This window comes from Pseudomonas sp. RIT-PI-q (assembly GCF_001297125.1).
Taxonomy (GTDB): Bacteria; Pseudomonadota; Gammaproteobacteria; order Pseudomonadales; family Pseudomonadaceae; genus Aquipseudomonas.
Genome location: NZ_LHPC01000020.1, coordinates 60,838 through 73,800, shown reverse-complemented (window position 1 = coordinate 73,800; position 12,963 = coordinate 60,838). Strand labels below are relative to the sequence as shown.

The window sequence follows — 12,963 nt, the reverse complement described above, 5'->3', positions numbered from 1 at the left end:
ATACTGCTTTAACCCTGTTCCCAATGCGAACATAAAATGATGCTGCACAGATTTGTGCGCTTGAAGTCCGGATCCTTGAAGGCGAGGAAGTCGTCGTTGAAGGTCCCGAATGTACTGGCCGGCCGATGCTTCATCCCGTGATAAAACTCGTCGATCATCTTGTGGGCGAAATCGGGTTCGCGGGGATAGGCCGCGATCACCGCTCCACGCTGTTGGTCAGTGAACTGCTCGAAACCACGTCCCGCCACGTCCATTCCCGCTCCGGCTTGCAGCAGGGCAATTTCTGACTCCATGTGCTCTGGAATGCCCGGCGTCGTATGCAGCGCAATGGCGTTCCAGACCTTTTCCAGATCCCTTGCGCAAATGCCATGGCTGCGCAGAAAGTCACGCGCGGCATTCGCACCGTCCACCTCAAAGCGAAGTTGGCTGGTTTGGTACTTCGACGTCAGGCCGATGTCATGGAACATCGATGCGGCGTAAAGCAGTTCCGGGTCAAATGGCAGGCCCTTGCTTGTACCGATCAGGGCACCCCAAAAGTAGACGCGTGTGGAGTGGGAGAACAGCAATTCACTTTCGGTGTCGCGAATGAGCTGAGTCACTTCACGCGCCAAGGTGCTGTCGGGAATGCTCACGTCGAAAATATCGTGCAGTGCCATGATTTTCTATGTTTCCAATTAGGCAGAACATGGACTAATGCCGGTCATTTAGGCCATTACACAACTTGTAGCAGCCTGCGTTCGGCTGCTGTAGGAGCTGGCTTGCCTGCGAAGGCTGCCTTATGAGCAACGTAGAATGTGAGGACCCCTTCGCTGGCAAGCCAGCTCCTACAGCCGCCGAACGCAGGCTTCGCCAGCTGCTACAAGGAATGCGCGGCTGCTGAAATTGCTTAACTGATCGGCATCAAGAACATGGACTCATTATTCATCAGCTGATGTGTTCAGACCTCGATACCCTACGCCACAGAGTGATGGTTGATGAAGTGCAATTTTCATCAAATGAAAATGCATGCCGTGCACTGGGGCGAGCGACCCTGGTGGCGGACTACGAATCCAGATCTGTCACACGCTGTACCGCATTTGTCAGCATTTTGCGCAACCATTGGTGCCCCGGATCATGCGTATGGCGCTCATGCCAGACCATCTGCACGGCGCTTGGCGGCGCCTGCCACGGCAACTCCGAAGGGGAGGCGGAGCCTGATTGGTGGAAATGCTTCGCCAGCGTGGCGGGCACGATCGCGGCAGTCTCAGTACCCCTCAGCAGGCACGGCACAGCCAGGAAATGCGGTTGGACCATCTTGAAATCAGGAGATTTGCCGATCGAATTGAACGCCGCCGTCAACGCCTTGCGGTCGAACATTTCGGTGCGTCGCGTCAAGCCGCGTTCTGACAGCAGGCCATCCTCCGAGCCGCCCGTTGACACCACCAGCAACGGCAGGCGGGAAAGATCCTCCAGTCCAATCTCGGTGCCGGCCAGTGGATGGTCTGTGGCGACCACCATCATGTCCCGATCCTCGAACAACACTTGCTCGCGCAGTCGATGAGGGACGCTGGCGAAAGAACCCAGCGCGATGTCCACGCGCCCCACATCGATCTGCGCGGTCAAGTCAATCCTGCTGGCGGGCAAGACGGTGACGCTTGCATGCGGTGCAAGGTTTGACATTGCGCGCAGAAAGTTCGGCAGGATCACCGCCGTCATATGGTCGGTCGCGGCGATACAGAACTGGCGGTCAGTGAGGCCTGGATCGAACTCTCTAGGCCCGACCGCACGTTCGATCGTTACCAGCGCATCACGCACGAGGGGCGCCATTTCCAGCGCTCGAACGGTCGGCTCCATCCCGGCAGCCGTGCGCACAAACAGCTCATCCTTGAGCAACACCCGCAGACGCCCGAGTGCATGACTGACCGCTGACGGACTAAGACTGATCGCTTCGCCCGCACGGAGCACATTGCGCTCCCGGATGATGGCGTCAAACACCCGGAGCAAATTCAAGTCCAGATTTTTCATTTACAGGTCACCGCGTCTAAAAAGGTGGGTAGCGTTTGTCCTGCTGTTAACACGCGTCTGCCTGACGGGTTTACAGTAACTTTTTCCTACCTTCTCTCGCCTCGGGTTTCTGCAAAAATCCTGGCTGCACCTCGAGCCGGTGGCAGGCCAAATAGCCGTGCGCGCCTGCGGTTTATCCCGGCAGGTATTCATCCATAAACTGCTTGATCACCTCGGTGAAATTCTCATCCGCTGTGAACCCCAAATCCCGGGAGTAGGTGGCGCTGAAGGCGCCCGGCCACGAACCGACGATGCGCTCGATAGCAGGGTTGCACTCCATGCGAATCCTTCCGGCCACTTCTGCGCCTGCGGTCTGACGCAATGCATCGATCATCTGTTCCACGGTAATCGACAGGCCCGGCATGTTGATCACACGGCCCTGGGTCATTTGCTCGCTGGAGAGTTCATGCCCATGAATCAGGTTTCGAATCGCCAGCGCTGGCGACATTAGCCAGAGCCGGGTATCGAGCGGCACCGGGCACACGCTGTGCTGGCCGTTGAGCGGTTCGCGGATGATGCCGCTGGCGAAGCTGGACGCGGCCAGGTTGGGTTTGCCCGGGCGTACCACAATGGTCGGCATGCGCAGGCTGCGGCCATCGACGAATGCGCGTCGGCTGTAGTCGGCGAGCAGCAAATCGTTCATGGCTTTTTGCGTGCCGTAGGAACTCTGCGGCGCCCAGACGTGATCATCCTCGACACGCTCCGGCAATTGCCCGCCGAACACTGCGACGGAGCTGGTCATCACCCATTTCGGGCAGGTGCCGAGCAGGCGAATGCGTTCGAGCAGGTTCTGCGTTGCGGTGAAGTTGATGCGCATGCCCAGTTCGAAGTCGCCTTCGGCCTGGCTGGACACCACCGCAGCCAAATGGAAGATGCTGTCAGTGGATGCATCGATCAGGCTGGCCAGCACTTCTGGCTCAGCGATGTCGCCACACACCACCTTGACCCGAGGATCGTCGATCCCTTGGAGCGGAAACATGTCGAAGGCAACGATTTGCCTGATGGCTTGGGACTGGCCGGCGCGGTCGGTGAGCGAGCCACGCAGCAGCAAGGCTTCGATCAGACGGCGGCCGAGAAAGCCAGCTGCGCCGGTTACGAGAATGTTCATGAGTTACTCCAAACGTCAGTGGTTGACGAGTTTTCCGGGAATTCTGAAGACCAGCAGGGCGCCGAGGAACAGCGCGCTTGCCATCACATACATGCCGATCGTGGTGCTGTGGGTCGTGTCTTTGAGGAAACCCATCAAGTACGGCGAGACAAAGCCCGCCAGGTTGCCCCAGGAGTTGATCAGGGCAATACCGGCGGCCGCAGCCGTACCTCCGAGGAAGGCAGTCGGCAGGCTCCAGAACAGGGGCAGGGTGCTCATGGCACCCATGGAGCCAAGGGTCAGGCCGATCATGGAAACCGTGAAGTTGTCGCTCCAGGTGGCGGAGATGAACAGGCCGATACCGCCGAGCACGGCGGTCAGTGCCAGGTGCCAGCGACGCTCGCGCAGACGGTCAGCGCTGCGCGAAACCAGGATCATGGTCAGCGCTGCGGCGGCATAAGGGATGGCGGTGAGCATTCCGACCTGCAAGACATCGCTGACCCCAGCCTGGCGGATGAGTGTCGGCAGCCAGAAACCCACGGTGTAGAAACCGGCGATCATGCAGAAGTAGATAGCCGTCAGCAGCCAGATGCGCGGCTGCAGGAACACCTCTTTCAGGCTGTGCTTTTGATGGCCAGCGGATTCAGCGTCGATGCGGGTCTGCAGCAGGTGCTTCTCTTCGCGGGTGAGCCAGCCGGCCTTGGAGATGCGGTCGCTGAGGCAAAAAATCACCAGAATCCCGACGGCGATCGAGGGCAGCCCTTCGAGGAAAAACAGCCATTGCCAGCCGGCAAACCCGTGGGTGCCGTTGAAGGCGCTCATGATCCAGCCGGATAAGGGTGCGCCAATCAGTCCGGACAACGGCACTGCCGTGGCGAACAGCGCGTACATCTTGCCGCGACGATGGGTCGGGAACCAGTAGGACAAATAGAGGATGACACCGGGATAGAACCCGGCTTCGGCGAGCCCCAGCAGGAAGCGCATGATGTAGAAGGACATTGGCGTGTTAACGAGCGCCATGGCGGAGGAGATGATGCCCCAGCTGATCATGATGCGCGCGATCCACAACCGCGCGCCGACGCGGTGCAGGATCAAATTGCTGGGAATTTCCACGAGGAAGTAGGCAATGAAGAAAATCCCTGCGCCAAGACCATAGACGGCTTCGGAAAATTGCAGATCGTCGGACATCTGCAATTTGGCGAAACCCACGTTCACCCGATCCAGATAGGCGACGAGGTAACACAGCAACAGCAGCGGCAGGATTCGCCACGCGACTTTGCGATACGCCAAGTCCTCGAAGCGATCAGCGGGCACGATGGCACCGGTTTGAATCACTGATTCAGTCATGTGTTTCCCCCATCCTTATTTTTGTAGTGGGTGACTTAGTTTTTATCGGATTACATGAAGTGCCGGTTTTTTATCATAATACGTCATACGAATTCAAGGGCCGACACTCAAGGAGGACGGCGGCTCTAAAATGCAGTACCGTTCACCGATTTGAACCCAGAGATGCCTATGTCTACGCCTGATAAACCTTCCTGTGCCGCCGATGCGCTGGCTGTTCTGAAGGATTCCGCCAAGGGCACGCTGTCCGATCAGGTCACTGCGGCCCTCAAGGCTTACATCGCCAATGGCGAAGTGCTGCCCGGCGCTCGCCTGCCCACGGAGCCGGTGCTCGCAGAGCGTTTCGGGGTGAGCAGGACGGTCATCCGCGAGGCGATCTCGCGCCTGAAGTCAGCCGGTCTGGTCGAGGTCCGCCAGGGCAGCGGAACCGTGGTCAGCGAAGGCGCGCACATCAAGGCGTTCACGATTGATCTGGATGTTTGCGGGTCGATCGAGGCGGTACTGCGGGTTACCGAGTTACGCCGGGGTATCGAAGGGGAAGCGGCGGCACTGGCGGCGCAGCGCCATTCGCCAGTGCAGTTGGAGGCCATTCACCAGGCGCTGAAGGCCATCGATGCCGCCGAGCAGGCCGGTCGCGATGGCGTCGAGGAAGACCTGGCGTTTCATCACTCGATTTCCAAAGCGACGGGCAATCCGCTGTACCCGTCACTGCACGAATTCATCGCTCAATTCATCAAAGAGGCGATCCGCATCACGCGCTCCAACGAGGAGCGCCGCCGGGACCTGGCCAAGACTGTGCGGGTCGAACATTTTGCGGTGTACGCGGCGATCGCCGCACGTGACCCTGACGGCGCGCGCCATGCCGCGCTCAATCACATCAACAATGCGGTTGAGCGGCTCAAGAGTGCCGACCCCTCGTTTTGGCAGAATCCGGGGGCGAGAACGTCATTGTAGGAGCGAGCTCGCTCGCGATAGACGTCAACGATAACGCGTGATTGCTGGATAAACGCATCGGCCGCAAGCCCCGTCATGGGGCACTAAGCTGCAGAGACGGCACGAAACTCAACGGTAAGATGGCTCACTTCGTGGACAGGCTTCAAGCGTTCACGAATGCTGTCTGCACTCGTAGTGGACTGGCCCAGCACACTGACAATAGCCGCATGCGCTTCCGGCCCCACGCGCCAGACGTGCAAGTCTGTAATGGTCGCATCGCCAGGCTGCTCAACCCGTTCACGGATTTCCTGCGCAACATGATCATCAGTTTGATCCAGCAGCACGCCAGCAGTCGTCCTCATCAGACTCAACGCCCAGCGTGCGATAACAACGGCACCGACGATTCCCATCGCTGGATCCAGCCAGACCCATCCGAGATACCGTCCGGCGAGCAGGGCGACAATGGCAAGAACAGATGTCAGGGCATCGGCGATCACATGAATGTAAGCCGACCTCAGATTGTTATCGTTGCCATGGCGGCTGTGGTCATGAGTGTGTTCGTGTTCGTGAGTATGCCCATGGTGATGTCCGTGCCCGAGCAACAGCGCACTGACGATATTGACGACCAGGCCAACGATGGCAATGAGCGTTGCTGTACCGAATTGAACCTCGGTAGGCTGGAGCAGGCGAATGACAGACTCTACGCCGATTCCCAAGGCCACCAGTCCGAGAATCAAGGCTGACGCGAAGCCACCCAGATCTCCCACCTTACCGGTGCCAAAGCTGTATCGGGCGCTGGACGCGTTGCGCTTGGCATAGGCGTAAGCCGCAGCGGCGATGCCCAAGGCACCGGCGTGGGTGGCCATGTGGAAACCGTCGGCGAGTAGCGCCATGGAACCGGTGATGTAGCCGGCAGTAATTTCCCCGACCATCATGACGACGGTGAGCATGACCACCCAAAGGGTGCGTTTCGCATTCTCATCGTGTGCCGACCCGAGGAATACGTGCTCGTGTTTGTAGCTGATGTCGCTGTTCATTATGTTCAGGCCTGCGTCATCACTTCGAATAGCGACGGATAGCTTCAAGAAGCTCTTCGACGCCCTTGTTACGTTCCTCATCGCTGAGCGCTGGGTTAGCGACGTGCTCCCTGGCGTGCTCTTCGATGATTTCGTCCATCAACCCATTGATCGCTCCGCGCGTAGCGGCGACCAAATGCAGGGTTTTGGCACAGTCATGATCCGACTCCAAAGCCCTTTCAACGGCCTGTATTTGCCCGGCGATGCGCTTTACCCGTTTGAGTAGATCGTCTTTGTTTGCCGCTATGTGAGCCATACCATACCCCCCTTACCTATGCGAAATGCTCGCATACCCCACCCCCCTATGCAATGGCGCGATGCCAACCAACATCGCGTGGCATTGAGATCGAGCACGACCGGTCATTCCTTGCACATCTGGACGAGTGCAATCCAGTTGTGCCAACTAGTCACCCCATCAGCCTAACCCTATTGTTTCAGGCATCCGGTCGCGCGGCGAAGACGTGCAGCCGAACCGATTTCTCCCCCAAGACGATTCATTGGAGAACGACCATGCCAAACACCCAAAAACTCATCGCCGTCGTCGGCGCAACCGGTCATCAGGGCGGCGCCGTTGTGCGCGCGTTGCAGGCCAGCGGTGAATTCAAGGTCCGTGCGTTGACGCGCCATCCGGCCGAACATTTGCAGTTGGCTGACGAGGTCGTGCTGGCGGATCTGGATCGTCCGGAAACACTGAACGTCGCATTTGCCGGAGCACACGGAGTTTTTCTGGTGACCAATTTCTGGGAAGCGGGCACGGACGAGCGCACGCAGGCACTCGCGGCCGTTCGCGCGGCGAAAGCTGCCGGCGTTCAGCACTTCATCTGGTCGACACTGCCAAACGTGGAGACGATCAGTCGCGGCAAGCTCGATGTCCCGCACTTCACCGATAAAGCAAAAATCGACCGCATCGTGAGTGAGGCCGGATTCGCGCATCACACCTTCGTGATCGCGCCGTTCTTCTATCAAAATCTGCTCGGCGTCATGGCGCCGAAGCAGCAAGCAGACGACACCCTAGGTTGGGCGATGCCGCTTGATCCGCAGCAGCGCGTGATTCACATGGGCGACATCAGCGAACTCGGCCACGTGGTGGTCGGTGCATTCGCCCAGCCTGACCTCGCCGGGAATGGCGAATATTTGCCGCTAGTCGGTGACTTCCTGAGTTTCAACGAGGTCATCACCGAGTTGAATCGACTGGGGCACAATTTCTCGTACAAGCACATCCCGCAAGAAACGTTTGCCGGCTGGTTCCCGGGCGCCAAGGAAATCGCCGAGATGCTTGCCTACTTCGAGGCCCACACCTACCTCGGTGCAGATTCGCGCGACGCCATTGCGCTGGCCAACCGGGTCGCCGGTCGACAGCCAACGAAGTTTGCCGCGTGGGCTCGGGCAAATTTCCAGATCCCGGCACTCGCCTGACGCGTCGGTTCCAAATGCAATGGGGCAGGGGCCCAGCCGCCGCTCGCTACCGATACACCTGCGGTGCATCTGCCGCATTCATCTTCTCGATCACCAACCCGATGAACGCCGACACCGCAAGCGGCAGTTGTCGGCGACTCGGATACAGCACGTTCATGCCGTAGCCGTTGGGTTGGTATTGAGGCAGCACCGGCACGAGCATGCCGGCCTGAACGTCGAGCCTGGCCATCACGGGCGGCAGCAGCGCGATGCCGAGTCCGGCCACGGCGGCCTTGCGCAAGGCCTGCGCGGTATTGCCGCTGAAGCGCCCGGCCACTTGCACTTCTTCCTCACCGTTCGGGCCGTCCAGACGCCATGTGGCGTGACCGCTTGGGTGCGCAGAAATGACGCAGTCGTGGCGCACCAGATCCTGCAACGTGCGGGGTAAACCGCGCGCAGCGATGTAGGCGGGGCTTGCCACCATTCCGACGGCACGAGGATCAAGGATCTGTCGACCGACATAGCCTGAGTCGCGCAACGACCCGCCGCGAAAGGCAACATCGATCTGCTCTGCGATCAAGTCGGCCTTGGCATCACTAAGCACGAAGTCGAGCCGCACACGCGGATGCTTCGCCAGAAACTCGGTCACCCATTCCATCTCGAAGAAGTCGAAAAAGTCGGCCGGCGCCGCCACGCGCACCAGGCCGCTGGGCTCGCCGCTGCCCGTCGCCAACTCTTGCCCGGCTTCGAGCAAGCCGTCGACCGCTCCCGCACATCGTTCATGAAAATCTTGGCCCGCACTGGTGAGCGTGAGCTTGCGGGTTGAGCGTTGCAGCAGCCGCGTACCGAGATGCGCTTCGAGTTGCTGGATGCGGCGGCTCACGGTATTGGGCGGCATGCCCAGCCGCCGCGCCGCCTCTGCAAAGCTGCCGCTGCGTACCACTTGGACAAACATGGCAATGTCGTTGAGGTCGAGCATGGCGGGTCATTCCTGTCGATGATGGACGAGTGCAATCCAATTCTATCGACTTATCAAGCAATCGGCTTGGCCCTATTGTTCAGGTATCGGGCCGTTAGGCTGCCACTCTCCTGTGAGTAATCATCATGACCGTTCAGCAACAACCTCCTATCGGTATCGTCCCGGGTTCTGCGCGCGAAACCGTGACCCACCGTGCAATCAGCTATCGCACCACAGGCAGCGGGCATGGCGCTATTGTCCGACTGATGAGCCCTTCCAATCTGGGGCAGCTGGTCAAGCCTTTCGTTTTTCTGGATCTGTTTGAAGACGAGAGCTCATTCATCGGCGGCATGCCAATGCACCCGCACTCGGGGATTGCCACCGTCACCGTCATTACCGAAGGCAATTTGCGCTTCGAGGATGCAGAATCGGGCACGGGGATGATTGACTATGGTGGTGTCGAATGGATGCGGGCGGGCGGTGGGGTCTGGCACGGAAAGGAGATGTCGGCAGGGACATCGAAGCGCATTCAAGGTTTTCAACTGTGGGTTGCACTGCCGCCCGCGTTGGAAAACGCGAGTGTCGACAGCCAATACCTGGAGTCAAGCGTGATGCCTGAAGTGGGGCCTGCGCGTGTGATTCTTGGAGCGTACGAAGGTGTCCAAAGCCCGGTCCGCGCGCCTGCTGGAATGAACTACTTGCTGGTCACCCTACGCGTCGGGGAGTCGTGGACCTATGTGCCACCCAATGGGCATGAGTCATTGTGGTTGAGTGTCAGCCGGGGATCTCTTGGCGCACCAGGCCTTGTGACCGCGGGAGAAATGGTCATCTTCGAGCCAGGTAGCGGTGCTGTTACGCTGAAGGCAATGCATAAGGATGCGGTCTTTGTGATCGGTTCAGCTGCACCTCACCCCTATGACCTCGCGCTGGGAAACTACTCGGTCCATACCAACCCGCAAGCCTTGCGTGCCGGAGAAGAAAAAATCGCTGAGATTGGCGTTCGGTTGCGTGAGTATCTGCAAAAGCCAAACGAGTCAGCCCGCGTGCCGGTTTTCAAGTAACCCAAGCGTCTGGTCGAACCCGGAGGAATCATCTCTACCGTCCATGAAAAGGGTGACAGGGACTCAAGCCGATGCACGAACGCGATGCCGCTCCGGTGGTGGAAGACGTTGGCCGAGAAATTTTGGCCACGACTCGAGGGCAGCGGAGCCAGCCGAATGGGGACAATCTGATGCGGTTTTTTATCGTGTGTCTGAGCCTTTTTGTGGCTGGGTCGGTGCTTTATAAAGTGCGCGATCGGAGTGCGAGCGGACTGCGCCCGGCCGCCCACTTTTCCAGACTCTTTGAAGATCGGATGGTCTCGGCAGTCCTCAGGAACCACCATGAATACCCGCTGCACGAGCTTTCACAGCGTGGCTCTCTGCGAGTCGCAGCGTGACATTCTCGGCATGATCGCGACCAATCATCAGCTGGACGACATTCTTGCCGCCATCTGTTTGATGCTCGACGCACAAGATCCTGACACGCTTTGTTCGATACTGCTTACCGATGCGCAGGGCAAACATCTGCTGAACGGTGCGGCGCCTGGTCTACCGCCTGAATACAGTCAGGCGATCCATGGCATGCCCATCGGTCCGCATGAAGGGACCTGCGGCACCGCAGCATTCAGGCGCGAGTTGGTGGTCACCGTAGACATTGCCCGGGATCCGAGCTGGGAGCGTTTTCGGAGTCTGGCGCTGGGGCACAATCTGCGCTCTTGCTGGTCGTTGCCGTTATTCTCGCATCAGGGCTGCGTGTTGGGGACGTTTGCGCTGTACCAGGATCGAGCAAATGGCCCGAATGAGGCGCAGATTCAACGGCTGACCTGCGCGGCGCAACTGGCGGCCATTGCGATCCGCCATGAGCGTGACGGCCAGCGTCTGGAGGAAAGCGAACAACGTTTTCGTTCATTGTTTACCTACAACCCCAACCCGGTGTTCGCCCTCGATCTGGCCGGCAACATCCAGAGTGTGAATCCAGCAGGCCTGAAGCTAAAACCAGACACTGCGACCGATTTCATTGGTCACCACTTTTCCCATCTGGTGCTCGAAGAGGACCTGGAACGGGTCAGTCAGCATTTTTCCGCAGCCCGCGCCGGAGAGCCTCAACGCTTCGAGGCACGGGTTCTCGACGAGAGTGAAAAACTGTTGACCATGGACATCTCTAACCTGCCGATCATGGTCAACGGAGAGATCGTCGGGGTATTTGGCATTGCCAGGGACATCAGCGAGCAGAAGCATTACGAGCGCCAACTGAGCTTCAACGCCAGCCATGACCGGCTGACCGGTTTGCTTAACCGGGTTTCGCTTGAAGACCGGCTTATTCTGGATTGTCACATCAGTCGTCGGCGTAAGCGCCGTCTGGCGGTGATGTGCATTGATCTGGATGGATTTAAATCCATCAACGATTCGATCGGGCACTACTTCGGTGATCAAGTGCTGATTGAGGTGGCGCAACGCATGACCCAGCAGGTTCGTCCCGGCGATACCATCGTGCGCATGGGCGGTGACGAATTTATCGTGCTGCTGCCGGACTTGCTTCGTGATGAGGACGTTGTACCGGTGGCCGAGCGATTGATGGCCAGCATTGCCAGACCCTACTGCATCCAGGGCATTGACCTGCACGTGAGTGCAAGTGTCGGCATCACCCTGAGCGATGGTCACATCGAGCAGCCGATGCAACTGATCCAGCAAGCTGATATGGCCATGTACAAAGCCAAGCAACAAGGGCGCAACAACTTTCAGTGGTACACCAGCGATCTCAATCAGCGCGTTTGCGAGCACGCGAGCCTGCGCAATGACCTGCAAAAGGCTATCGAAACTCAATCGTTCAAGCTGCATTATCAGCCGCAGATAGAAGCGCGCTCGGGGCGGGTGGTCGGGATCGAAGCGTTACTGCGTTGGGAGCATCCGGAAAAAGGATTTATCTCACCCGCGGTGTTTGTGCCGGTGGCAGAGGACAGTGGTCAGATCATCCCGCTGAGCCTTTGGGTACTCGATACGGCCTGCGCGCAACTGCGCCAGTTAGACGAGCAGGGCATCACGGGCATCTCGATGGCCGTGAATATTTCGCCGATGCATTTCCAGCGTGGCCAGTTCGTCGAGTGTATCCAGGCAGTGCTGAGCAAGCACGGACTTAGCGCCGGGCAGTTGGAACTGGAGATTACCGAGTCGCTCTTGCTGCATAACGTTGAACAGGCGATCGACACGTTGCACCGCCTCAAGGCATTGGGGGTGCGCATTGCTCTCGATGATTTCGGCACCGGTTTTTCCAGCCTCAGCTACCTCAAGCGGTTGCCCATCGACAAGATCAAGATTGACCGCTCGTTCATCCAGGAAATCGCCACCGACCATCACGATGCCGCGATCACCCAAGGCATTATTTCCATGGCCCATCACCTCAGCCTGACGGTGGTCGCCGAAGGCGTGGAAACGGCGTCTCAGGTGGATTTCCTGAAGGGCAGTCGCTGCGATGTTTTTCAGGGGTATTACTTTGCCAAACCGATGCCCTATGCAGAAATCGAAGCTTTCCTGAGCCATCCCGCGCCCCATCTCTGACCGGCAATTCTGTCTGGTCTCTTGCCCTGCTACGAGGGAAGATCAGCATGGCGTGAATCTGCACAATGTGAACGAACATTCAGTTGTCAGCCTGATTTGGCCCTGAATTCGTAGGCACAGTCTGTTGGACCACAACACTTTTTTTATTTCAGTTCGGTTCTTATTTCGGTTCCGGGCACGAAATATTTACCGGGATCATTGGCCTTCTTCAAGTCAACCAGGGCTCGGCAAATGCAATGTGAGAATTGTTGCTGCAACGCTTCGGGGTCTTTCCATGCCATTTGCGATGATTGCAATGGTTGTCCTTCGGACGATTTATAGCAGACACAATTATCAACTCGGGTGATGCCGTTATCATTTGTGCTCTGACAAGCAGTGGTCAGCAAAGAGATCGCGACGAGCATGACGAAACGTTTCATGGGCTCCCCTCCGAGGCTGTTGTGAAGGGCTAACGCTAAATAGACCGCAGTGGGGTGATAGCGCCTTCACGGGTTGTTGGATAGCATTCGCTTGCCTTCTGATCAGGCAGGA

12 protein-coding genes are annotated in these 12,963 nt (G+C 58.4%); 4 read left to right on the top strand and 8 right to left on the bottom strand.

Annotation, left to right across the window (positions count from 1 at the left end):
- Positions 1–8: 8 nt before the first annotated feature.
- The 4 genes from AEQ67_RS06620 to AEQ67_RS06605 form a co-directional block, all read right to left on the bottom strand.
- The gene (locus AEQ67_RS06620; protein ID WP_059403096.1) at positions 9–656 is read right to left on the bottom strand and encodes an HD domain-containing protein; all 648 of its coding nucleotides are present in this window, start codon (positions 654–656) and stop codon (positions 9–11) included.
- Positions 657–1,041: 385 nt separating this feature from the next.
- Complete coding sequence (locus AEQ67_RS06615) at positions 1,042–2,004, bottom strand: LysR family transcriptional regulator (protein WP_059403095.1); 963 nt, start codon at positions 2,002–2,004, stop codon at positions 1,042–1,044.
- A 172-nt stretch (positions 2,005–2,176) separates the two neighbouring features.
- Positions 2,177–3,151: a D-erythronate dehydrogenase gene (gene denD / locus AEQ67_RS06610; protein ID WP_059403094.1), complete on the bottom strand. Its 975-nt coding sequence runs from the start codon at positions 3,149–3,151 to the stop codon at positions 2,177–2,179.
- A 15-nt stretch (positions 3,152–3,166) separates the two neighbouring features.
- On the bottom strand, positions 3,167–4,477 hold the full coding sequence (locus tag AEQ67_RS06605; RefSeq protein WP_059403093.1) for an MFS transporter: 1,311 nt from the start codon (positions 4,475–4,477) through the stop codon (positions 3,167–3,169).
- 162 nt (positions 4,478–4,639) lie between these two features.
- On the opposite strand from AEQ67_RS06605, the gene AEQ67_RS06600 reads away from it, so the two are divergent.
- Positions 4,640–5,428 carry a FadR/GntR family transcriptional regulator gene (locus AEQ67_RS06600; protein ID WP_059403092.1) on the top strand — a complete coding sequence of 263 codons (789 nt, stop codon included), beginning with the start codon at positions 4,640–4,642 and terminating at the stop codon, positions 5,426–5,428.
- A gap of 83 nt (positions 5,429–5,511) precedes the next feature.
- Here the strand turns inward: AEQ67_RS06600 and dmeF are convergent, their stop codons facing one another.
- Complete coding sequence (dmeF, locus tag AEQ67_RS06595; RefSeq protein WP_442965631.1) at positions 5,512–6,444, bottom strand: CDF family Co(II)/Ni(II) efflux transporter DmeF; 933 nt, start codon at positions 6,442–6,444, stop codon at positions 5,512–5,514.
- A 19-nt stretch (positions 6,445–6,463) separates the two neighbouring features.
- Positions 6,464–6,739, bottom strand: a complete 276-nt coding sequence (locus tag AEQ67_RS06590; RefSeq protein ID WP_059403091.1) for a metal/formaldehyde-sensitive transcriptional repressor — start codon at positions 6,737–6,739, stop codon at positions 6,464–6,466.
- A 254-nt stretch (positions 6,740–6,993) separates the two neighbouring features.
- Between AEQ67_RS06590 and AEQ67_RS06585 the strand changes: the two genes are divergently transcribed.
- Positions 6,994–7,899, top strand: coding sequence for an NmrA/HSCARG family protein (locus tag AEQ67_RS06585; protein WP_059403090.1), 906 nt, complete (start codon positions 6,994–6,996; stop codon positions 7,897–7,899).
- A 46-nt stretch (positions 7,900–7,945) separates the two neighbouring features.
- Here the strand turns inward: AEQ67_RS06585 and AEQ67_RS06580 are convergent, their stop codons facing one another.
- Entirely contained in the window at positions 7,946–8,857 is a 912-nt protein-coding gene (locus AEQ67_RS06580; protein ID WP_059403089.1) for a LysR family transcriptional regulator, read from the bottom strand.
- A gap of 125 nt (positions 8,858–8,982) precedes the next feature.
- On the opposite strand from AEQ67_RS06580, the gene AEQ67_RS06575 reads away from it, so the two are divergent.
- A complete protein-coding gene (locus AEQ67_RS06575) occupies positions 8,983–9,897 on the top strand; it encodes a pirin family protein (RefSeq protein ID WP_059403088.1) in 915 nt (304 codons plus the stop codon).
- Positions 9,898–10,218: 321 nt separating this feature from the next.
- Positions 10,219–12,432, top strand: coding sequence for a putative bifunctional diguanylate cyclase/phosphodiesterase (locus AEQ67_RS06570; RefSeq protein WP_059403087.1), 2,214 nt, complete (start codon positions 10,219–10,221; stop codon positions 12,430–12,432).
- A gap of 143 nt (positions 12,433–12,575) precedes the next feature.
- Here the strand turns inward: AEQ67_RS06570 and AEQ67_RS33585 are convergent, their stop codons facing one another.
- Positions 12,576–12,851, bottom strand: a complete 276-nt coding sequence (locus AEQ67_RS33585) for a hypothetical protein (RefSeq protein WP_082377787.1) — start codon at positions 12,849–12,851, stop codon at positions 12,576–12,578.
- Positions 12,852–12,963: the final 112 nt, after the last annotated feature.

Coding starts and splice junctions, on each gene's coding strand:
- denD (WP_059403094.1), bottom strand. CDS start 3,151: ATGAACATTCTCGTAACCGGCGCAGCTGGCTTTCTCGGCCGCCGTCTG.
- AEQ67_RS06575 (WP_059403088.1), top strand. CDS start 8,983: ATGACCGTTCAGCAACAACCTCCTATCGGTATCGTCCCGGGTTCTGCG.
- AEQ67_RS06580 (WP_059403089.1), bottom strand. CDS start 8,857: ATGCTCGACCTCAACGACATTGCCATGTTTGTCCAAGTGGTACGCAGC.
- AEQ67_RS06570 (WP_059403087.1), top strand. CDS start 10,219: ATGAATACCCGCTGCACGAGCTTTCACAGCGTGGCTCTCTGCGAGTCG.
- AEQ67_RS06600 (WP_059403092.1), top strand. CDS start 4,640: ATGCCTATGTCTACGCCTGATAAACCTTCCTGTGCCGCCGATGCGCTG.
- AEQ67_RS06585 (WP_059403090.1), top strand. CDS start 6,994: ATGCCAAACACCCAAAAACTCATCGCCGTCGTCGGCGCAACCGGTCAT.
- AEQ67_RS06615 (WP_059403095.1), bottom strand. CDS start 2,004: ATGAAAAATCTGGACTTGAATTTGCTCCGGGTGTTTGACGCCATCATC.
- AEQ67_RS33585 (WP_082377787.1), bottom strand. CDS start 12,851: ATGAAACGTTTCGTCATGCTCGTCGCGATCTCTTTGCTGACCACTGCT.
- AEQ67_RS06590 (WP_059403091.1), bottom strand. CDS start 6,739: ATGGCTCACATAGCGGCAAACAAAGACGATCTACTCAAACGGGTAAAG.
- dmeF (WP_442965631.1), bottom strand. CDS start 6,444: ATGAACAGCGACATCAGCTACAAACACGAGCACGTATTCCTCGGGTCG.
- AEQ67_RS06605 (WP_059403093.1), bottom strand. CDS start 4,477: ATGACTGAATCAGTGATTCAAACCGGTGCCATCGTGCCCGCTGATCGC.
- AEQ67_RS06620 (WP_059403096.1), bottom strand. CDS start 656: ATGGCACTGCACGATATTTTCGACGTGAGCATTCCCGACAGCACCTTG.